Annotated in this window: 23 protein-coding genes; 14 read left to right on the top strand and 9 right to left on the bottom strand. The window is 55.9% G+C overall.

Translation table 11 applies throughout. The annotated features are described in order from the left end of the window. The first annotated feature begins 23 nt into the window (after window positions 1–23). Both HFD87_RS04415 and HFD87_RS04410 read left to right on the top strand, forming a co-directional pair. The gene (locus tag HFD87_RS04415; RefSeq protein WP_132498541.1) at window positions 24–1,235 is read left to right on the top strand and encodes a diguanylate phosphodiesterase; all 1,212 of its coding nucleotides are present in this window, start codon (window positions 24–26) and stop codon (window positions 1,233–1,235) included. A gap of 229 nt (window positions 1,236–1,464) precedes the next feature. Then, window positions 1,465–1,698, top strand: coding sequence for a DUF4060 family protein (locus HFD87_RS04410; protein WP_010245542.1), 234 nt, complete (start codon window positions 1,465–1,467; stop codon window positions 1,696–1,698). Between the two features lie 46 nt (window positions 1,699–1,744). Here the strand turns inward: HFD87_RS04410 and anmK are convergent, their stop codons facing one another. Continuing rightward, complete coding sequence (gene anmK, locus HFD87_RS04405; RefSeq protein ID WP_167423094.1) at window positions 1,745–2,866, bottom strand: anhydro-N-acetylmuramic acid kinase; 1,122 nt, start codon at window positions 2,864–2,866, stop codon at window positions 1,745–1,747. Between the two features lie 282 nt (window positions 2,867–3,148). On the opposite strand from anmK, the gene slyB reads away from it, so the two are divergent. Then, window positions 3,149–3,616, top strand: coding sequence for an outer membrane lipoprotein SlyB (gene slyB, locus HFD87_RS04400; RefSeq protein WP_010245548.1), 468 nt, complete (start codon window positions 3,149–3,151; stop codon window positions 3,614–3,616). Between the two features lie 40 nt (window positions 3,617–3,656). Here slyB and slyA read toward each other — a convergent pair whose 3' ends face one another. Next, window positions 3,657–4,094, bottom strand: a complete 438-nt coding sequence (gene slyA / locus HFD87_RS04395) for a transcriptional regulator SlyA (protein ID WP_010245551.1) — start codon at window positions 4,092–4,094, stop codon at window positions 3,657–3,659. Between the two features lie 150 nt (window positions 4,095–4,244). Between slyA and HFD87_RS04390 the strand changes: the two genes are divergently transcribed. The 3 genes from HFD87_RS04390 to HFD87_RS04380 are packed head-to-tail and all read left to right on the top strand — an operon-like array spanning window position 4,245 to window position 7,341. Then, on the top strand, window positions 4,245–4,481 hold the full coding sequence (locus HFD87_RS04390; protein ID WP_010245554.1) for a DUF1656 domain-containing protein: 237 nt from the start codon (window positions 4,245–4,247) through the stop codon (window positions 4,479–4,481). A 5-nt stretch (window positions 4,482–4,486) separates the two neighbouring features. Further along, window positions 4,487–5,344, top strand: coding sequence for an HlyD family secretion protein (locus HFD87_RS04385; RefSeq protein ID WP_033771647.1), 858 nt, complete (start codon window positions 4,487–4,489; stop codon window positions 5,342–5,344). Next, window positions 5,341–7,341, top strand: a complete 2,001-nt coding sequence (locus tag HFD87_RS04380) for an FUSC family protein (protein WP_167422990.1) — start codon at window positions 5,341–5,343, stop codon at window positions 7,339–7,341. The genes HFD87_RS04385 and HFD87_RS04380 overlap by 4 nt, the downstream gene beginning before the upstream one ends. Here HFD87_RS04380 and HFD87_RS04375 read toward each other — a convergent pair whose 3' ends face one another. The 4 genes from HFD87_RS04375 to HFD87_RS04360 form a co-directional block, all read right to left on the bottom strand. Next, complete coding sequence (locus tag HFD87_RS04375; RefSeq protein WP_010245563.1) at window positions 7,342–7,809, bottom strand: hypothetical protein; 468 nt, start codon at window positions 7,807–7,809, stop codon at window positions 7,342–7,344. Between the two features lie 130 nt (window positions 7,810–7,939). Further along, window positions 7,940–8,458 (bottom strand): superoxide dismutase family protein, encoded by a 519-nt coding sequence (gene sodC / locus HFD87_RS04370; RefSeq protein WP_010245567.1) that lies wholly within the window; start codon window positions 8,456–8,458, stop codon window positions 7,940–7,942. An 84-nt stretch (window positions 8,459–8,542) separates the two neighbouring features. Beyond that, the gene (locus HFD87_RS04365; protein WP_033757493.1) at window positions 8,543–9,439 is read right to left on the bottom strand and encodes an aldo/keto reductase family oxidoreductase; all 897 of its coding nucleotides are present in this window, start codon (window positions 9,437–9,439) and stop codon (window positions 8,543–8,545) included. A gap of 68 nt (window positions 9,440–9,507) precedes the next feature. Further along, window positions 9,508–9,747 (bottom strand): DUF1289 domain-containing protein, encoded by a 240-nt coding sequence (locus tag HFD87_RS04360; protein ID WP_010245573.1) that lies wholly within the window; start codon window positions 9,745–9,747, stop codon window positions 9,508–9,510. Between the two features lie 174 nt (window positions 9,748–9,921). Here HFD87_RS04360 and HFD87_RS04355 point away from each other — a divergent pair, with 174 nt between their 5' ends. The 4 genes from HFD87_RS04355 (at window position 9,922) to rnt (ending at window position 12,979) form a co-directional block, all read left to right on the top strand. After that, window positions 9,922–10,518 (top strand): TetR/AcrR family transcriptional regulator, encoded by a 597-nt coding sequence (locus HFD87_RS04355; RefSeq protein ID WP_010245576.1) that lies wholly within the window; start codon window positions 9,922–9,924, stop codon window positions 10,516–10,518. A 50-nt stretch (window positions 10,519–10,568) separates the two neighbouring features. Next, window positions 10,569–11,666, top strand: coding sequence for an alkene reductase (locus HFD87_RS04350; protein WP_167422989.1), 1,098 nt, complete (start codon window positions 10,569–10,571; stop codon window positions 11,664–11,666). A gap of 116 nt (window positions 11,667–11,782) precedes the next feature. Continuing rightward, complete coding sequence (gene gloA / locus HFD87_RS04345; RefSeq protein WP_010245580.1) at window positions 11,783–12,190, top strand: lactoylglutathione lyase; 408 nt, start codon at window positions 11,783–11,785, stop codon at window positions 12,188–12,190. A gap of 120 nt (window positions 12,191–12,310) precedes the next feature. Beyond that, entirely contained in the window at window positions 12,311–12,979 is a 669-nt protein-coding gene (gene rnt / locus HFD87_RS04340) for a ribonuclease T (protein WP_010245582.1), read from the top strand. Window positions 12,980–13,022: 43 nt separating this feature from the next. Here rnt and HFD87_RS04335 read toward each other — a convergent pair whose 3' ends face one another. Continuing rightward, window positions 13,023–13,358 carry a Grx4 family monothiol glutaredoxin gene (locus HFD87_RS04335; RefSeq protein WP_170933470.1) on the bottom strand — a complete coding sequence of 112 codons (336 nt, stop codon included), beginning with the start codon at window positions 13,356–13,358 and terminating at the stop codon, window positions 13,023–13,025. A gap of 365 nt (window positions 13,359–13,723) precedes the next feature. Between HFD87_RS04335 and HFD87_RS04330 the strand changes: the two genes are divergently transcribed. Further along, window positions 13,724–14,521 (top strand): C40 family peptidase, encoded by a 798-nt coding sequence (locus HFD87_RS04330; RefSeq protein ID WP_010245589.1) that lies wholly within the window; start codon window positions 13,724–13,726, stop codon window positions 14,519–14,521. 45 nt (window positions 14,522–14,566) lie between these two features. On the opposite strand, the gene HFD87_RS04325 is transcribed toward HFD87_RS04330, so the two are convergent. Next, window positions 14,567–14,656: a YnhF family membrane protein gene (locus tag HFD87_RS04325; protein WP_010245592.1), complete on the bottom strand. Its 90-nt coding sequence runs from the start codon at window positions 14,654–14,656 to the stop codon at window positions 14,567–14,569. 281 nt (window positions 14,657–14,937) lie between these two features. On the opposite strand from HFD87_RS04325, the gene purR reads away from it, so the two are divergent. Further along, complete coding sequence (gene purR / locus HFD87_RS04320) at window positions 14,938–15,963, top strand: HTH-type transcriptional repressor PurR (protein WP_010245595.1); 1,026 nt, start codon at window positions 14,938–14,940, stop codon at window positions 15,961–15,963. Here the strand turns inward: purR and punR are convergent. Beyond that, entirely contained in the window at window positions 15,960–16,865 is a 906-nt protein-coding gene (gene punR / locus HFD87_RS04315; protein WP_010245598.1) for a DNA-binding transcriptional activator PunR, read from the bottom strand. The genes purR and punR overlap by 4 nt on opposite strands. 107 nt (window positions 16,866–16,972) lie before the next feature. On the opposite strand from punR, the gene punC reads away from it, so the two are divergent. Both punC and cfa read left to right on the top strand, forming a co-directional pair. Beyond that, window positions 16,973–18,175, top strand: a complete 1,203-nt coding sequence (gene punC, locus HFD87_RS04310; RefSeq protein WP_033771637.1) for a purine nucleoside transporter PunC — start codon at window positions 16,973–16,975, stop codon at window positions 18,173–18,175. A gap of 310 nt (window positions 18,176–18,485) precedes the next feature. Beyond that, window positions 18,486–19,634, top strand: a complete 1,149-nt coding sequence (gene cfa, locus HFD87_RS04305; RefSeq protein ID WP_167422988.1) for a cyclopropane fatty acyl phospholipid synthase — start codon at window positions 18,486–18,488, stop codon at window positions 19,632–19,634. The last annotated feature ends 296 nt before the right edge of the window (window positions 19,635–19,930 follow it).

The following is a 19,930-nucleotide window of genomic DNA, read 5'->3' as shown; positions in this document are numbered from 1 at the left end:
AATAAAAAATTCCGGAAACCTTTATGTTGTCGACAATCATCTATCGCAGCCACATTACTGAACATGTGCCGCTTGAGATCCTGAATGGTTTGGCGCGGAAAGCGAATAAAATCAATAAATCCTCAAGCGTCACCGGAATTTTATTATTCAATGGCACGCATTTTTTCCAGCTGCTGGAAGGTCCGGAGGCGGCGGTCAATGCAGTTTACAGCCGGATTTGCCAGGATCCACGCCACCATAATCTGGTCGAACTGCTGCGCGATTACGCCCCGGCACGCCGTTTTGGCCACGTCGGTATGGAGCTGTTCGATCTGCGGCTGCATGATAAAGAGACGGTACTGGAGGCGGTGCTGGCAAAGTGCACCACAAAGTATCAGCTGACCTATGCCGATCGCGCACTGCAGTTCCTGCGCACCTTTGTCGAAGCGCGGGAAAAAGAGAACTATTTTGAGATCCCGGCCGCCAGCGGCTGGACGTTTATCTGTGACGAGTCAGAACAGCGTGAAGGCAACGCATCGCTGGTGGCTGCGGATGAGGTCAGCTTTGCTTTTCAGCCGATCGTTGACCCCTTCGCCTGCGAAATCGTCTCGCTGGAAGCGCTGCTGCGCGGCCCGCACGGTGAATCGCCGCTCGACTATTTTGCCCGACTGTCACGTGAGCAGCTCTATCAGCTCGATCTGAGGTCGAAAAAGATCGCCTTCGCCCAGGCGAAGCAGCTGGGGATTGAGGGAATGACTCTGTCGATCAATCTGCTGCCGATGACGCTGGTGGAAGTGCCCGACGCCGTCCCGTTTTTGCTGGATGAGATTGCTGCGCAGGGACTGGTGCCAGAGCAGATCATGGTTGAATTCACCGAGAATGAAATTATCTCGCAGCCTGAGGCCTTTGAAGCCGCCATCAGGCAGCTGAAGGCGGCCGGCATCAGCCTGGCGCTGGATGATTTCGGTGCCGGTTTTGCCGGCCTGTCGCTGCTGACGCGCATTCAGCCCGACAAGATTAAAATCGACCGAACCATCATCGCTGATGTGCATAAAAGTGGGCCGAAGCAGGCGATCATTCATGCCATTCTGAAATGCTGCTCCTCGCTGGAGATCGGTGTTATCGCCGAGGGTATTGAACAGCCGGAAGAGTGGATGTGGCTTGAAGCGGCAGGCGTGACCCAGTTTCAGGGCTTTCTGTTCTCAAAACCTGTACTCAATGGCGTTGCGGCCGTAGCCTGGCCGGAGCTGATCTGACCGCCTCTGCTATTTGGATGAATTTGCGATTTCCTGCCTTGCTGGATCACCCGGCGGCTGCTAAATAATTAACAGCCTCGGGGGATCATCTTTCTGTCATCTTCCCGCGGCAGAGTCAGTCATTACCCAGTCAGTGATTAAATGTTTAGCAGTCAGATGTTCAGTGTTTAGGCCAGCGCTACGCGCCATGCGTGCGACGTGACTCCAGGGACAGCATTTGAGGAACTGAATGAAGCAAATCATCCGCGGTGATAAAGAACCCTCCCATATTCTCGCAGCGACTCGTGCGCTTGAAGCGCACTACTCCCGCTACGGAGAAGGTAATAAGTACCATCCCGTTATCTATTCCATCGCCTACCGCAGCCGGTTTTATCAGGTTGAGGTGATTACCCGACGTGAAACCATGGTTGCCTCGGTGATTACTGGCGTTCGCAACCTGACGCATCTCTCCGGCGCCGCCTGACGGCCACCTGTAATCCTGCGGGGGCAGATTGCCCCCGACTCCCCGCTTAGCGTCGGTAGAGTGAATTCGCCGGAAAGATTGCGCCAATCACGCTTTTTTCCCGTGCGCCCGTCACCGCAGGCAGATTGCCCGGCAGGCCGGAGAGCGTGCGGAAAGCCAGCCAGGCAAACGCCAGCGCCTCCATATCGTCACCACTGACACCCGCCGCATCGGTAGTCGTTACTTCCGTTCCCGGAAGATGCGCTGCCAGTCGTGCCATCAGCAGCGGATTGCGGCTGCCGCCGCCACACACCAGCAGACGGTCGCAGCCATCATTGAGTAACACCTGCTGCGTGATGGTGATGGCGGTCAGCTCGACCAGCGTAGCCTGCACGTCCTGCGCAGCCAGACCCGGGAAATAGCGCAGATGCTGCTCCAGCCAGCTGAGGTTGAAATGTTCGCGCCCGGTGCTTTTCGGCGGCGGCAACGCAAACCAGGGCTCACGTAGCAGCGCCTCCAGCAGTGCCGGAATCACCGACCCGCTGCGCGCCCACTGCGCATCTTTGTCATACGGCTGAGCCTGATTACGCCAGATCCAGGCGTCCAGCAGCATATTGCCGGGGCCGGTATCGAAGCCGCGCACCGGCTGACCCGGGATCAGCAGCGAGAGATTGGCGATGCCGCCAATATTCAGCACCATGCGGCGTTCAGTGGCATCCATCAGCAGCGCCTGATGAAAGGCAGGCACCAGCGGCGCGCCCTGCCCGCCCAGCGCCATATCACGGCGGCGGAAATCCCCTACCACGGTGACGCCGGTGGCCGCCACGATCTGATTATGATCGCCAATCTGCAGCGTATTGGGTGCGTCACTCTGCGGCTCATGCCAGACGGTCTGACCATGACAGCCAATCGCCGTGATATCGCTGGCTTCAAGCGATTCGCGCTTCATTAATGTCACTACCGCTTCAGCAAACAGCTGGCCGAGGCGGGTATCAAGCTGGCCGAGCTGCGACAGCGTCAGGGACTGTCCCTGACATATCGCCAGAATCGCCTGACGCAGTTCTGGTGGCATCGGATGGCAGTAGCTGGCCTGCTGCGCCACCATATTTTCATCAATGGCAGCCAGCACCACATCCACTCCATCCAGGCTGGTGCCTGACATTACCCCAATATAGCGTCCTGATTTCATAGCCATTCCTTACTTCCGGCCGGAAGTGCAATTCATCTGCGGTTAGCCTGACAAATAATGATCGCTAATTCTATGATTAAATTCTTTTTATCCAATCGTGCTGACTGATAACGTAATGGGACTATTTTTAATCCACGATTGAATTATTGTTGATCCTGCATAGTCTATGCTTCGTCCAGCCGTGTTTTATTCGGACAGGGATTAATTTGCCAGGTTTGTGTCTTATACTGTGAGCAGGATACAGCGGTAAACGTGGCACCTTCTCGACTAAAGGAGTTTCAAATGATTAAGCGTGTAATTGTGGTCGCTCTGGCCGGTGTGATGCTGGCAGGTTGTAGCAATACCAGTACGCTGTCGGGTGATACCTACAGTGCCAGTGAAGCTAAGCAGGTGCAGAGCGTTTCGTACGGTACCTTAGTCTCAGTACGTCCGGTGAAAATCCAGGGCGGCGATGAGAGCAATGTCATCGGTGCTATCGGTGGTGCGGTGCTGGGTGGCTTCCTGGGTAACACCATTGGTGGCGGCAGCGGACGTAGCCTGGCGACAGCCGGTGGTGCGGTTCTGGGTGGCGTAGCAGGCCAGGGCGTACAGGGCGCAGTCAATAAAACCGATGGCGTTGAGCTGGAAATCCGTAAGGATGATGGCAACACCATCATGGTGGTTCAGAAACAGGCCGCCACGCGTTACTCTGTTGGCCAGCGTGTTGTGATGGCATCCAACGGCAGCCAGGTGACGGTTTCACCTCGCTAATGAAGCTAAACAAAAAACCGACGCCTGGGCGTCGGTTTTTTTATTTCTCTTTATGCTGAAGTTCGAGAATGTTTTTCTCAAGCCGGGCGATCAGCGTCACCATCTGACTGATCTCTTCCCGACTAATGCCGGACAAAATGTCGTCCCGCGTCTCATCAATCACACTCTCAACCTGTTCGATTATCGGCTCGGCCTGCTGCGTCAGCTTAATGCGCTTGGCACGACGATCGTTGGCGCAGGTCGAACGGGTGATTAATCCTTTCTCTTCCAGCTGATCCAGCGTGCGCACCAGCGAAGGCTGTTCAATACCAATCGCCTTGGCTAACTGAATCTGCGACTGTTCGGGCGGCAGTTGATGAATATTGTGCAACGTCACCCAGTGAGTCTGAGTCAGCTCAAGCGGCTTCAGCCGCTGATCAATCAACGCGCGCCAGATGCGCACCAGGCGAGATAAATCCGTTCCGAGGGGCGTATCCATTTCATCTCCTTATAATTAGCTTGCTAGCTATCAAGCCAGATTTTACACTATTCTGCGAGTTTACAGGACAAATTACAAATCCCGGACCAGGCCACCATAACGTGGCAGCGCTTTCACTCTGCTGTTTGGGTTAACGAAGGATGTTATCACGTGCTCACTCCTGCTTTTTCAGGTGCGAATCCGCTGACCGATCTGGTGGTGGGCGCCTCACTGTTTTTCCCGCCGATATTCAAAGCGGTGATCCTCGGCTTCTTTTTCTGGCTGCTGATCCACCCTCTGGTGCGTGGCTGGATCTACTCCGGCGATGTCTGGCATCCCACCCTGTTTGATCTCTCCCTGTTTGTGCTGTGCGTTACCGCCGCACTCTGGCTAATCGGTCACGGATAATCGATATGAAATTTAACGCGGTAAAATACTTCTCCACGCTGATCGTGTTTGCCCTGGCGCTGCTGGCCGCTGGCTGGCTCTGGAACTACTACATGCAGTCGCCCTGGACCCGTGACGGGAAAGTACGGGCAGAGCTGGTGGATATCACGCCTCAGGTGTCGGGACGAATTACGCAACTGAAGGTCAAAGACAATCAGTTTGTGCATCAGGGCCAGCAGCTGTTAACGCTGGACCCGGTGCCGTGGCAGATCGCGCTCGACAATGCCGCCGCCCAGCTCAGCAAAGCGCAGGCGGATCTCGCGAAAGCGCAGCATGAATTTAACCGTCGCAGCAGCCTGCCGCGCAACATCATCTCCGCAGAGGACCTTGATGCCGCGCGATTAAGCGCCGGCGCGGCGGCCGCCAGCACCAAAGCGGCACAGGCGGAGTGGGAACGGGCGCGCTGGAATCTGCAGCAGACGACGCTGACCGCACCGGCGGATGGCTGGATCACCAATCTGACGCTGCGTCCCGGCAACTATGCCACCGCGGGTTCGCCTCTGTTTGCCCTGGTCGACAGCCACTCTTACTACGTAATGGGCTACTTCGAAGAGACCAAACTGCGCCATATTCACCCAGGCGCAGCGGCCCAGGTGGTGCTCTACAGCAATGGCATGCGGCTGCAGGGTCAGGTGGATAGCATTGGCCGCGCCATCTATGACCAAAGCATTGAGACCGACAGCGGCCTGGTACCCGATATCAAACCCAACGTGCCCTGGGTGCGGCTGGCGCAGCGAGTGCCGGTGCGTATTCGTCTCGACCCGCTCCCTGCCGATGCAGACCTGGTGGCGGGAACCAGCTGCACCATCACCATCCAGCCATGAATTTTCAGTGGCTGGCCTGGGATCAACTGCCCTGGATTAAGGCGAACGCCGGCCAGTGGCGCTATGCGTTGCGCAACGCTATTGCGATGTGCCTGGCGCTGAGCATCGCCTACGGACTGGATCTGGATGAGCCGTACTGGGCAATGACCTCTGCCGCCGTGATTAGCTTTCCCACCGTCGGCGGCGCGATCAGTAAAAGTCTGGGGCGCATCGTTGGCAGTCTGATGGGGGCCAGCGCTGCGCTGCTGATCGCCGGACATACGCTTAATGAGCCGTGGCTGTTTACCTTTGCCATTGCCGGCTGGCTGGCGCTCTGTACCGGCATAGCGAATCACTACCAGAATAACGTTGCCTACGCCTTTTCGCTGGCGGGCTACACCGCCGCCATCATCGCCTTTAGCAGCGTTAACATCACCGATATCACCTCGCTATGGACCATCGCTCAGGCACGTGTCTGCGAGGTGATCTCCGGCATTCTCTGCGCCGGATTGATGATGATGGTACTGCCGAGTACTTCCGATGGTGAGACGCTGATTACCTCACTGAAACAGATGCATGCCCGGCTGCTGGAACATGCGGTGTTACTGCTGCAGCCCTCAGCCAGCGAGACCATCCGGACCGCGCATGAAAATGTCATCAGCCAGATCCTGACCATGAATCTGCTGCGGATTCAGGCGTTCTGGAGCCATTACCGCTTTCGCCGACAGAACAACGTGCTGAACTATGTGCTGCACCAGCAGCTGCGACTCACCAGCGTGCTCTCCAGCCTGCGACGCATGCTGCTGAACTGGCCCGACGCGCCAGAGGCGCTGTTTGACGCGCTGCAACAACTGCTGGCGGAGCTGGCGAAACCGGCGTGTGATAAATATCGTCTGGCGCAAATCCTGCGCAGCGTGACCCCGGCAGCGGATGGCGACTACCGGCAGCGCGCTTTTTGTCAGCGGCTGCGCTACTTCTGCTGGATGTACCTCAACGTGCTGCGCTGGATCCGCCTGCTGGATCGCGCCGATGCCGACACCCGCTTTCAGCCACCGCCGGTTCCGGCGCTGGCGCGCGACAGTGACAGCGCCGAGGCGGGCTGGAGCGCCCTGCGTACCTTCTGCGTTATCGTGCTGGGCTGCGCCTTCTGGATCAATACGCAATGGTCTTCCGGTGCCGCCGCGCTCACCTTAACCGCCATTGCCTGTGTGCTCTACGCTTCATCACCCTCACCTGGCGGCAGCGTCACGCTGCTGCTGAAGACCCTGCTGTGGCTGTTTGCGTTTAGTTTTGTGATGAAGTTTGGGCTGATGGTGCAGATCAGTCAGCTGTGGCAGTTTTTACTGTTTCTGTTCCCGCTGTTGGTGACGCTGCAACTCTTTAAGCTGCAGCAGAAGCAGCGCGCCGGGATGTGGGGACAGTTCATCGTCTTTATGGGTTCGTTTATCGCGGTGACTAATCCGCCCACATGGGATTATCAGGACTTCTTTAACGATAACATCGCCAAAGTCTGCGGGGTGCTGCTCGCCTGGCTGGCGTTCCAGATTCTGCGACCCAGCTCCGATGCGCGGCGCAGCCGACGGCATATCCGGGCGCTGCGGCTGGCGTTTCTCGATCAGCTGCGGCAGCGGCCCCGGCTCAGCGAGAGCCGCTTCGAATCGCAGATTTACCACCGTATCAGCCAGCTCAGTCACAGCCGGGACGAGCAGGCACGCGTCTGGCTACTGCGCTGGGGCGTGGTGCTGCTTAACTGCTCGCATATCGTCTGGCAGCTGCGTGAATGGCGCGCCGGTTCAGCCGCACTGATGGGGTTTCGCGATCACTGCCTGCAAGACTTACAGCAGATTATCAGCAGCCGCGGCGTGCGCCACAGCTCGCTGGATCGAATGCTGACGCAACTGGAGGAGACCATCACCGCGTTACTGGCACTGGAAAGCAATGAGGCCAGCGAGCTGGCGGGGATTATCTGGCGGTTACGCTGTTCACTGGCACAGCTGAAGCAGGCGGTGCCGGAGTGATCACTGGCAATATTGCTGCTGTTGCCGGTTAAAATCATCCTGCAGCTGTTGCAGCGTTTTATGGCCTTCGAAGCGGGTTTTATCCATTTCGGTCATCGGTTCAATCACCAGCACTTTCTCATCGGGTGAGAAGATAAACCGGCGTGTCAGTTCGGTACCGGTAAAACTCTGACCATGAATGCCACCGCACACCATAGTCATGGTGCGGCGATAAATAGTGCTATCCGTGAAATTGGTTTCGGTGGCGCTGCGAAAGACCTGATCGCAACCCTGCGCTTCCAGCTTACGCACCATGTTGCGGCTCAGCCATTCACGACCCTTCGCGATCTTTTCACAGGTGATACGCATTGGGTTGGTATCGATGGTGCGCTGCAGTTCGCGTCCGGTTTCGGTGACCAGTTGCGTATCATTGGGTTTATCGCATCCCACCAGCAGCAGACACAGCAGTAATGCGCCCTTGAATTTCATTTTCCTGCTCCTTTCCCCATCACGCTTTCTTACCTGAATCAATATCATAGGGGGGAAATGTCAGGGATGGTACAACAATTCATAAACAGGCAGGAGAAAAGCGGGCGGCCATCGCCTGCCGCCCGGAAACTCAGATTACACCGCAGGCGTAGCGTGCCCCGCCACCGCCCAGCGGTTTAGGATGGTCAGCATGATTGTCACCGCCGACGTGCACCATCAGCGCTTTGCCTTTGATCTCTTTTAACGATTTCAGACGCGGCGCCAGCACCGGATAAGTGGCGCTGCCTTTGTCATCGACATAGACCGCGGGCAGGTCGCCCAGGTGCCCCTCTGCATAAGGCCCCAGATGTTTGCCGCTGTTGGCTGGATCAAGGTGACCACCCGCCGCACCGGCGGCGACCACTTTGCCTTCAGACTCGCCCGGTTCACAGCTGCCTTTAGCATGAACATGGAAACCATGAATGCCCGGCTGAAGGCCCTGCAGATCCGGCGTGAACTGCAGACCATACTGTGTCTCGTCAATCTTAACGGTGCCCAGCGATTTCCCAATCCCTTCAGCGGTAACCTGATGGATCGTAACCTGCTCGCTGGCAGCCTGTGCTGAGCCGCAGGCGATCAGTGCGAATAGGGCAACTGCTTTCATTTTCATGGTGACTCCATTTGCATACCAGGGTTTGAGATAAGTCTGGTCGCTATTGCACTATTTTGCCGGAGATTGACGCAGTTTTACGCTTCAGGGCACATCAAATCCCAGCGCCGCCTTGCGAATACGGAACCACTGCTGACGCGACAGGGATAAGTTCAGTGCTCCGGCGGCTTCGCTGACCCGCGCCGTTTTACCTGAGCCGATGATTGGCAGCGGGCGCGATGGCAGCATCAGTATCCAGGCATAGACCACCTGCTCAAGGCTGGTGGCACCGGTTTCCTGCCGCACGGCTTCCAGTTCGTCACGCAGCGGCTGGAAATGGGGATCGTTAAACAGGCGACCGCCACCCAGACAGGACCAGGCCATCGGACGAATACGCAGCTGCTGACACTGATCCAGCGAGCCATCCAGCAGCACACTTTGCTGCACGGGTGAGATCTCCAGCTGATTTGTCACCAGCGAGAACGGCAGACGGGATTGCAGCAGGGAAAACTGTGATGGTGTGAAGTTAGAGACGCCAAAATGCAGAACCTTGCCGCTGTGATGCAGCGCCATAAAGGCTTCGGCCACCTCGTCAGCCTCCATCAGCGGATCGGGACGATGGATCAGCAGCAGGTCGAGACGATCGGTGTGGATATGGCGCAGTGAGTTTTCAGCACTCTGCAGGATATGACGTTTGTCGGTAATGTAGTGGCCTATCTGATGCTCAGGCTGGGCGCGGGTGGCGATGCCGCACTTGGTGACAATCTGTAGCTGGTCGCGCAAGCCGGGTGCCAGTTTCAGTGCCTCGCCAAACGCCGCCTCACACTGGTAGTCACCGTAGATGTCCGCATGGTCAACGGTGGTGATGCCGAGCCTCACATGGTGCTCAATAAAGGCGACCCGTTCCTGTGGCGACATCCCCCACTCCATCAGACGCCAGTACCCCATGACCAGCGGTGAAAAATCGGGCCCCTGTGAAGCGATGGCTTGCGGTTCTAACATGACGATCTCCCTGTTGCGCGTTGGCTGAAATTAGCGTGTCAGAGAGTATAACGGAAAGCGCAAAGTCGTCAGAATAACTCCGGCTGTTGGGGCGCGTGTGGCTCCTCACCTTTCTGTTGCCGTTGCAGACGCTGACGCCGCTGCTGACAAAGACGAATGACCTCACGCTTTTGCGCATCGCTAAAGCGCAGCCAGTTGAACCGCTCATCGCGGCTGCGTAAACATCCCAGGCAGTAGCCGCGCGCATCCGTCTGGCAGATGCCGCGACAGGGGCTGGGAACCGGGAAAAACTCAAGCTGCTCGGCCACCACGCCTCCGGATTCACAGAATAAACAGTCCAGTAAAAAGCGTAGCCTGGTTGCGCAGGAAGTAAGCCCCACCCGGTCAGAATTATCCTGTTCTTTGACTCAGGAGTGAACACTCTGTGCCAAATAGTGAGAGTTGCGTTGCATTAGACCGACTGGTCTACTAATCTCACTGCCATGAATAAGACGCTACAACGCAACGAAACCCGCGAACACCTGCTCCAGACAGGTGAGCAACTCTGTCTGCAACGCGGCTTTACCGGAATGGGCCTCAGCGAACTGCTGACGCAGGCGGCGGTGCCGAAAGGCTCCTTCTACTACTACTTCCGTTCTAAAGAGGCGTTTGGCGTGGCGTTACTGGAGCGCTATTTTGCGCGTTTCCTGCAGGATGTGGCGTTGCAGCTTAACCAGACCGAAGGCACGCCGCGGGAGCGTCTGCTTAACCACTTTCGTGCTGCCGTTGATCTGTTTGTTCAGCAGGGCCACATCGTAGGCTGTCTGGGCGTCAAAGTCTCCGCTGAGGTGTGCGATCTCTCAGAACCGATGCGTGATGCACTGCAGCAGGGTGCCGGAAAGATCACGGCACTCTACGCCCGGACCCTGATTGCCGCAGAGCAGCAGGAGTCGCTGAGCCTGCCGCAGCCCCCCGCGCAGATGGCGGAATTGCTGTCGCTGCTGTGGCTGGGTGCCAGCCTGCAGAGCAAAATTTCCCGCGAGGCGCAGCCACTGCGTCTGGCATTGAGTACCATCGAACAGTGGCTTGAACGCCGCTGATTTTTAAAAAACATGTTTGTAGACGACTGGTCTACTAATCAGGAGCTATTATGGCGAGTACCCAGCTGTTTCGTCCGCTAAAAGTCGGTGCAATTACCGTCCCAAACCGCGTATTTATGGCACCGCTGACCCGTCTGCGCAGCATTGAGCCAGGCGACATCCCTACCCCGATGATGGCTGAATATTATCGCCAGCGCGCCAGCGCCGGTTTGATCATCACCGAAGCGACCCAGATCTCTTTCCAGGCGAAAGGCTATGCCGGTGCGCCAGGCTTACATACTCAGCCACAGATTGCAGCGTGGAAAGCGATTAACGAAGGCGTGCATCAGGCTGGCGGTCACATCGCAGTACAGTTATGGCACACCGGTCGTATCTCACATAACAGCGTGCAGCCGGAAGGCAAAGCACCGGTTGCGCCATCGGCGATTGCCGCTGGCACCCGTACCTCACTGCGTGCTGAAGATGGCAGCGTCTATCGCGAAGATACCTCAACGCCGCGTGAGCTGACAGTGCCAGAGATTAAGCAGATTGTGGCAGATTTTGGCCAGGCTGCGGCCAACGCGCGTGAAGCGGACTTTGACCTGCTTGAGCTGCACTCGGCGCACGGTTACCTGATGCACCAGTTCCTGGCTCCTGGCTCAAACCAGCGTACTGATGAATATGGCGGCAGCATCGAAAAACGCGGTCGCTTTGCGCTGGAAGTGGTTGATGCGGTGATCGCTAACTGGTCAGCCGATCGCATTGGTATTCGCGTCTCACCTATCGGCAGCTTCCAGAATCTGGACAACGGCCCGGATGAAGAGGAAGCGGCGCTGTGGTATATCGGCGAGCTGGCAAAACGCAACATCGCCTATCTGCACCTCTCTGAGCCAGACTGGGCCGGCGGTCAGCCTTACACCGACGCTTTCCGTCAGAAAGTGCGTGATCTCTTCCCGGGTGCCATCATTGGTGCCGGTGCCTATACCGTTGAGAAAGCGGATGACCTGATTGGTCGCGGCCTGATCGATGCGGTTGCGTTTGGTCGCGATTACATTGCTAACCCGGATCTGGTTGAGCGTCTGCAGCAGGACGCCCCACTCAATCCACAGCGTCCGGAAAGCTTCTACGGCGGCGGCGCGGAAGGTTATATCGACTACCCGACGCTTTAACCGGTTCGGGCTGCCGTCCGGGATGATGACGGCAGCCATTATTCAATGGCGATTTTCATCGCTATACTTAGCGCCTGGGTCATCGGGCGATGGCGTTTTATTTAAAAGAGGATGTTATGCGTTTACTTCATACCATGCTGCGCGTTGGCGATCTGCAACGTTCAATCGATTTCTACACCCGTGTGCTGGGCATGCGCGTGTTGCGTCAGAGCGAAAACACCGAATACAAATATACCCTGGCATTTGTGGGCTACACCGACGAGAGCGAAGGTGCGGTGATCGAACTGACCTACAACTGGGGCGTCGATAAGTATGACCTCGGTGATGCCTATGGGCATATTGCGCTGGGCGTTGATGACGCAGCAGCGGCCTGCGAACGTATCCGCAAAGATGGCGGCAATGTGACGCGTGAAGCTGGCCCGGTTAAAGGCGGCTCCACCATTATTGCCTTTGTTGAAGATCCCGATGGTTACAAAATCGAGCTGATCGAAAACAAAGATGCCGGTAACGGCCTCGGCAACTAAACCTGCCTGTCAGCCTGCCCGGTCGGGTGGGCTGAATCCCCTTCTCTGCGCTTCATCTGCTGCACCCGGCCCCGTTTTTTGCCATAATACGCGCTGCCCTTTTTCTGCAACGAGATCCTGATGTCTGAATCGAATTCCCCTAATGCACTCAATCAACGTTTCCGTGGCTTCTATCCGGTGGTGATCGACGTTGAAACCGCGGGTTTCAATGCGCAAACCGATGCGTTACTGGAGATTGCCGCTATCACGCTGAAGATGGATGAAGAGGGATGGATTCAGATTGACCAGACGCTGCATTTCAACGTCGAACCTTTTGTCGGATCGCTGCTGCATCCCGAAGCCCTGGCCTTTACCGGCATCGATCCCAGCAATCCGCTGCGCGGCGCGGTCAGTGAATATGAGGCGCTGCACGCCATTTTCAAAATGGTGCGCAAGGGCATTAAAGACAGCGGCTGCAATCGCGCCATTATGGTGGCGCACAATGCCACTTTCGACCTGAACTTTATGTCAGCGGCGGCGGAACGAGCCAGCCTGAAGCGCAATCCGTTTCACCCGTTTGCCACCTTTGACACCGCGGCCCTGAGTGGACTGGTATTGGGTCAGACGGTGCTGGCGAAGGCCTGTATTGCGGCGGGAATGGAGTTTGACAGCACGCAGGCGCATTCGGCGCTCTATGACACTCAGCAGACGGCAACGCTGTTCTGCGAGCTGGTGAACCGCTGGAAACGGTTAGGCGGCTGGCCACTGCCCTTCGCGGAAGGCGATGCAGAAGCCACGACATCCGCATAAGGGATGCCGCAATGAAAAAGGCCGACGTGATGTCGGCCTTTTTTTATTCTGCTTCTTTAAATTTTTCTGCGGTCTCTTTGATCAGCGTCTGCAGTTCACCACGCTGTAACATCTCAACGATGATGTCGCATCCACCGACCAGCTCGCCATCGACCCACAGCTGCGGGAAAGTTGGCCAGTTAGCGAATTTCGGCATCTCGGCACGAATGTCCGGGTTCTGCAGAATATCCACGTAAGCAAAACGCTCACCGCAGGCTGACAGCGCCTGCACCGCCTGTGCAGAGAAACCGCAGCTTGGCAGTTTCGGGGAACCTTTCATGTACAGCAGGATCGGGTTTTCTGCGATCTGGCGCTGAATTTTTTCTACAGTACTCATAATTGCCTTCCTTAATTCGTCACATCGTGTTTGTTTATTGTAGCGACTTCGCAGCGTGACTGAAAACGAGATTTTGATCGCTGCCCGATTAAATCGCCATCATTGTTAAGTCCTGCTCCGGAACACCTGAATTCCTGATTATTAACAGCAGGTAACAGATTAATAATTCGTAATAATTTCGTTGATATAAGACGCTGAAAATGTTCATTTTCAGCACAATTGCGTGGGTTGCAAAGATTAATATTAAAAGGCATTACAGTTTTTAAAAGAACTGGACTAGAATGGCCTGGGCGCTGATCCTGGATCAGATTAATCTCAACTTTGTCGCGGTGCGTAGTGGCCCTGACAACTTAACTAATCAACGGACTATGCGTTTAATCATTACGTTTTTCATGCTGGCCTTTGCGCAACTGTTTTTCAACATCGCCGCTGCGTCGCCTCACGCGCCGGTGAACGTCAGTACGCATAAAGCAGAGAAAAAGAGTGCGCGCGACGATGAGCGTCGCAAGCGTCGCCCGGTCAAAACGGTGACGAAAAAGACTCGCCTCAGCCCGGTTCAAAAACTAAAAACAAAAAAACTGAAAAAAGTCGAACTCACCGCGAAACAGACGCCTGCTAAGAAGACCTCGCTAAAAACCGCCCGTCTCAGTAAGAACAAAGAGAAAAAACGTTATGGTCATCAGCGCCTGCTGAAAACCGCTGAGGTCACCACCAGCGAGACCGGCACGATTAAGATGAGCAAATCTCACCGTCAGCGCTACCAGAAGGCCCGCGAAACCGCGATGACCAAGCTGATGGGTCAGTTGGGTAAACCCTATCAGTGGGGCGGCACCTCTCCCCATACCGGTTTCGATTGCAGCGGCCTGGTCTGGTACGCCTATAAAGATCTGGTGAAGTTTAAGATCCCACGTACCGCTAACGAGATGTACCACCTGCGTGATGCCGCGCCGATCAAGCGTGAGTCGCTGGAGAAAGGCGATCTGGTCTTCTTCCGTATCAATGGTCGTGGTACTGCGGACCATGTCGGCGTTTACCTGGGTGATGGCAAGTTTATCCAGTCGCCACGCACCGGCAAAGATATTCAGATCAGCGCGTTAGGAGAAGATTACTGGCAGCGCCACTATATTGGTGCCCGTCGGGTGATGACGCCAAAAACCATACGCTGAGCAGCAGAACAACCAGAAGAGAGCCGGGATAATCCCGGCTTTTTTTTAGTGCAGAATAGCGGTAAAACTAAAGGCCACAATCATCAGCAGACAGCCCGCGGTGGTCATTAAAGCCAGTTTAAGATCGGTACTCATTGCTTGCTCCTTAGTCACACAATCAGTAGGGGTATCGCATTTTCCCACAGGGCCCGGTAAAAATCTCGTTTTATCCGTTCAGCCTTGTTAGAATCCCGCCTTTGTTGCGCAACGCGCGCAACCCTGATTCCGTTTGCGCACGTTTTCAGGCGCTTTTACGCCGCCAGCGGCCTGTTTCCTGGCCATGAAAGCTGCATCTTTGCGGAAAAAACCCTGAGCAGACGCAAACGTTTAACACTACGCTTATCATAGAGTTAGATAAGCACCGGAGTCCGATTTCCATGGCAACAATTAAAGATGTGGCGAAACGCGCTGGCGTCTCAACGACCACCGTTTCGCACGTCATCAATAAAACCCGCTTTGTGGCTGAAGAGACGCGCAACGCGGTCTGGCAGGCGATTAAAGAACTGCACTACTCGCCGAGCGCCGTGGCGCGCAGCCTGAAAGTGAACCACACCAAAACGCTGGGCCTGCTTGCCACCTCCAGCGAAGCGCCCTATTTCGCTGAAATTATCGAAGCGGTTGAAAATCACTGCTTTGACAAAGGCTATACGCTGATTCTGGGTAATGCGCATAACGATCTGCAAAAACAGCGCGCCTATCTCAGCATGATGGCGCAGAAACGCGTCGATGGGCTGCTGGTGATGTGCTCTGAATATCCGGACGATCTGCTGCAGATGCTGGAAGAGAACCGCAATATCCCGATGGTGGTGATGGACTGGGGTGAATCGCGCGCCGACTTCACCGACACGGTACTGGATAATGCTTTTCAGGGCGGCTATCTGGCGGGACGCTATCTGATTGAACGCGGACACCGGGATATTGGTGCAATCCCCGGCCAGATGGAGCGTAACACCGGTGGCGGACGTCATGCCGGTTTCCTGAAGGCGATGGAAGAAGCGGGTATTCAGCCACGCGCCGAGTGGATTGTGCAGGGTGACTTTGAGCCGGAGTCGGGCTATCAGGCGATGCAGCAGATCCTGTCGCAGAAGCAGCGTCCGACGGCGGTGTTCTGTGGCGGTGACATCATGGCGATGGGCGCGATTTGCGCCGCCGACGAGATGGGTTTGCGCGTCCCCCAGGATATTTCGGTGATCGGCTATGATAATGTGCGCAACGCCCGCTATTTCGCACCGGCCCTGACCACAGTGCATCAGCCTAAAGCCCAGCTGGGTGAGAAAGCGCTGGAAATGCTGCTGGACCGCATTACCAGTAAGCGCGAAGTGTCACAAACGATTGAGGTCCATCCCACGCTGATTGAGCGCCGTTCCGTGGCCGATGGCCCGTTCCGCGACTATCGCCGTTAATGCTCGCTTAACCACTCCTGATTAAGCGTTTGCGCATCACCCAGATAGCTGAGCAACCAGCCTGTCGCCGGTGATGCGCGATCCTCTGCCCAGCTGACGCAGCATGGGCTGTCCGGAAACGCCACCGGCAGCGTCAGTTCAACCAGCTCGCCACTGTCGAGCAGTGGCCTGGCCAGATGGCCCGGCACCATCGCCACACACAATCCCGCCTGCACGCACTCCAGCCCGGTTTGCCACTCCGGCACCACCAGCCTGCGCTGGTTATCCAGCGTCCATGTCATACGACGCGGCAGCGCGCGTGAAGTATCTTCCAGCACCAGGGACGGCCAGCTACGCAGCGTGTCATCATCTATCTGGCTCGCCTGTGTCAGAGGATGGTCGGGCGCAACCACGCAGCGCCAGTTAAGCGTGCCCATATCCCGAAAAGCAAAACGTCCGCCCACCGGTATCGCCTGAGTGGCACCAATCGCCACTTCCACCCGGCCATCGGCCAGCGCATCCCAGACGCCGTTAAAGACTTCATAGCTGATAATCAGCTCCATATCGGGAAAGTGGCGATAGAAATCTTTGACCAGCTGCCGGGTGCGCTGAGGTTTAGCGATACGGTCAACGGCAATGCTTAGCTGGCCGCGCCAGCCGTTAGCCAGCTGCTGACACTGTCGTCGGGTGGCAAGCATTTTTTTGATGACGCTGCGTCCTTCCCGGACAAAATGCTCACCCGCCGGGGTCAGAACCACTTCGCGATGCTGCCGTTCAAACAGCGGTACCGCCAGCCAGTTTTCCAGCTGACGCACCGTATAGCTGATGGCAGAGGGCACCCGATGTAACTCCTGCGCGGCGGCGCTGAAGCTCCCCCCACGGGCGACAGCGTCAACCACCTCTAATGCATATTCTGACCACATAATCTGCCTTCAAAAATTTTAACAGCAATCGGCAAATATTACCGTTTCACAGCAGCAAACGCACCTTTTACACTCTGCCGCGTTTATCCTGCAAAAATGAGAATCAGATGCTGTCGAATAAAGGGTTTATGCCCTACCTTGCCCTGCTGAGCATGCTGGGCTTTTTAGCCACTGATATGTACCTGCCCGCCTTTGGTGCGATGCAGCAAACCTTTAACACTTCACCCGGTCTGATTAGCGCCAGTATGAGTCTCTTCCTGGGCGGCTTCGCCGTGGGTCAGCTCTTCTGGGGACCGCTTTCCGATCGCATCGGCCGTAAACCGGTGCTGCTGTCCGGACTGGCCATGTTTGGCGCTGGCTGCGCAGGCATGCTGTGGGTGAACGATATCTATCTGATGCTGGCGCTGCGTTTTGTCCAGGCGATTGGCGTCTGTGCCGCTGCCGTAAGCTGGCAGGCGCTGGTGGTGGATCGCTATCCTGCAGCGCGCGCTAACAAAGTCTTTGCCACCATTATGCCGCTGGTTGCGCTCTCTCCGGCGCTGGCTCCGCTGCTGGGTGCCTGGCTGATCGGCCACTTCCACTGGCGTTCGATTTTCCTGGTGCTGACCCTGATTGCGGTGGCGTTGATTCTGACCACGCTGCGTCTGCCCACCGTGCGCAAGGCCGCGGGAGAAAAAGGTGCGCAGCCCGGCTTTTTCACGCTGCTTAAATCACGGGTCTACAGCGGCAACGTGCTGATCTACTCCGCCTGCTCAGCCAGCTTCTTTGCCTGGCTGACCGGATCGCCCTTTATTCTGGCGGATCTGGGTCTGTCGCCCGCCGATATCGGTCTGAGTTATGTGCCCCAGACGCTCGCCTTTTTAATTGGTGGCTTCGGCTGTCGCACCCTGCTCAACCGCTTTAACGGCGCACAGTTGCTGCCCTGGCTGCTGGCCGTCTACAGCCTGAGCATTCTGGCGCTGTTTGCTGTTGCGCTTGCTGGCAGCAGCACGCTGGTGAGTCTGATGGTACCGTTCTGCGGTATGGCGCTGGCTAACGGCGCGATCTATCCGATTGTGGTGTCCAGTGCGCTGATGCCCTTCCCAACCGCTACCGGTAAAGCCGCCGCGTTGCAGAATACACTGCAGTTAGGACTCTGTTTCGCTGCCAGCCTGGCGGTGTCGGCCGGCTTAACTCAGCCGCTATTTACCACCACACTGATGATGACGGTGACAATTGTGCTGGCGCTGTTGGGTTACGCCATGCAGCGTGCCGCAAGCGCACAAACTGTTGTTGCCTCTGCGCAAACTGCCTGCCAGGATAATCAGTGACACACTGACTTTTTAGTTAGCGCCCTAACAATAAGTTATTGAATATTGACCCGCGTGAGCATATACTCATCCGGGTCAACAAATCTGTAATAAATCAACAATATAATAACGTAATAATCTGATTGGCACCCTGCTGCCGGGACGGTATTCGCGCGCGTTATTCTCACCTTACCCGACCTGCTGCAGGCTGTTCCAGTCCTCTGTATCACACAGATAACCGGTTTGCGGAGCCATCCGCATCGTTTCTCATTGCCTGAATAAATTGGCTACTCTTTGTTCAGGTTCAGATTGGACAGGTGGTGGAAAATCTATGAGTTCATCTTATGCAGAAGAAGTGAGCCTCGAAGAAAACCATTGGTATCGCATCGTTCATGAACTGCTGGAAAAAGCGGATATCGAAATTAATGGTTCACGTCCCTGGGATATTCATATTAATCATCCTGGTTTTTTTAAACGTGTTCTGCAGGAGGGCTCTCTTGGGCTCGGTGAGAGCTTTATGGATGGATGGTGGGAGTGTGACCGGCTGGATATTTTCTTCCATCAGGTACTTAAACATAAACTCGATCAGCAGCTGCCTCATCACTTCAAAGATACGCTGCGCATTGCCGCCGCACGCTTAACCAATCTGCAGTCAAAAAAACGGGCGTGGATTGTCGGTAAAGAGCATTACGACCTGGGCAACGATCTCTTTTCACTGATGCTCGATCCCTACATGCAATACTCCTGTGGCTACTGGAAAGAGGCGACGACACTGGCGACGGCGCAGGAAGCCAAGCTGGATATGATCTGCCGTAAATTAGCGCTGGAACCCGGAATGACACTGCTGGATATCGGCTGTGGCTGGGGCGGACTCGCGGAATTTGCCGCACGTCATTATGGCGTTAAAGTGCATGGCGTAACGATTTCCGCCGAACAACAGAAACTGGCGCAGCAGCGCTGTAGCGGATTAGACGTCACGATTCTGTTGCAGGATTATCGCGATCTGAATGAGCAGTTTGATCGTATTGTGTCGGTGGGTATGTTTGAACATGTCGGACCGAAAAATTACGCGACCTATTTTGACGTGGTCGATCGTAATTTAAAGCCTGACGGTATTTTCCTGCTTCACACCATCGGCGCGATTAAAACCGATATGAGTGTCGATCCCTGGATCGATAAATATATCTTCCCCAACGGCTGCCTGCCTTCGGTGCGCCATGTGGCCGATGCCAGCGAACCCCATTTTATTCTGGAAGACTGGCACAACTTCGGCGCAGACTACGATAAAACACTGATGGCCTGGCATGAACGCTTTTTGCAGGCCTGGCCAGAGCTGGCCGATAAATATGGCGAACGCTTTAAACGGATGTTCTCCTATTATCTGAATGCCTGTGCCGGTGCCTTCCGGGCGCGTGATATTCAGCTGTGGCAGATCGTGTTCAGTCGCGGTGTTGAGGGGGGATTACGGGTGGCGCGGTAGGGGTTAAAAAGCGGGCAATTAAGAAGGCGCTGCCCCGGCTGAACACTTGAAAAGAAGGGCCTGTTTTGCTTTAACAGGGAGCGTTGCGCAAGGAACGGGGTCAGATCGGAAAGTCGCAAAACCCGTCATCCCTGACACGCCCGGCCCACGCGATTACGCACCTCATCCCTGAGGTACGCCCGTTGCCGGGCCAACGCTTTGCGTTGTTCAAAAACGCTCCCGGCGTTTTTATCCGGGCGGCGGGACGCTTTCCTCTTCTGAGCCGGCGCCCTGCGCTTTTATAATGCTGACAGAGT

It is taken from the genome of Pantoea sp. EKM21T (genome assembly GCF_011800405.1).
Taxonomy (GTDB): domain Bacteria; phylum Pseudomonadota; class Gammaproteobacteria; order Enterobacterales; family Enterobacteriaceae; genus Pantoea; species Pantoea agglomerans.
This window is presented reverse-complemented; position numbering and strand designations above follow the sequence as displayed.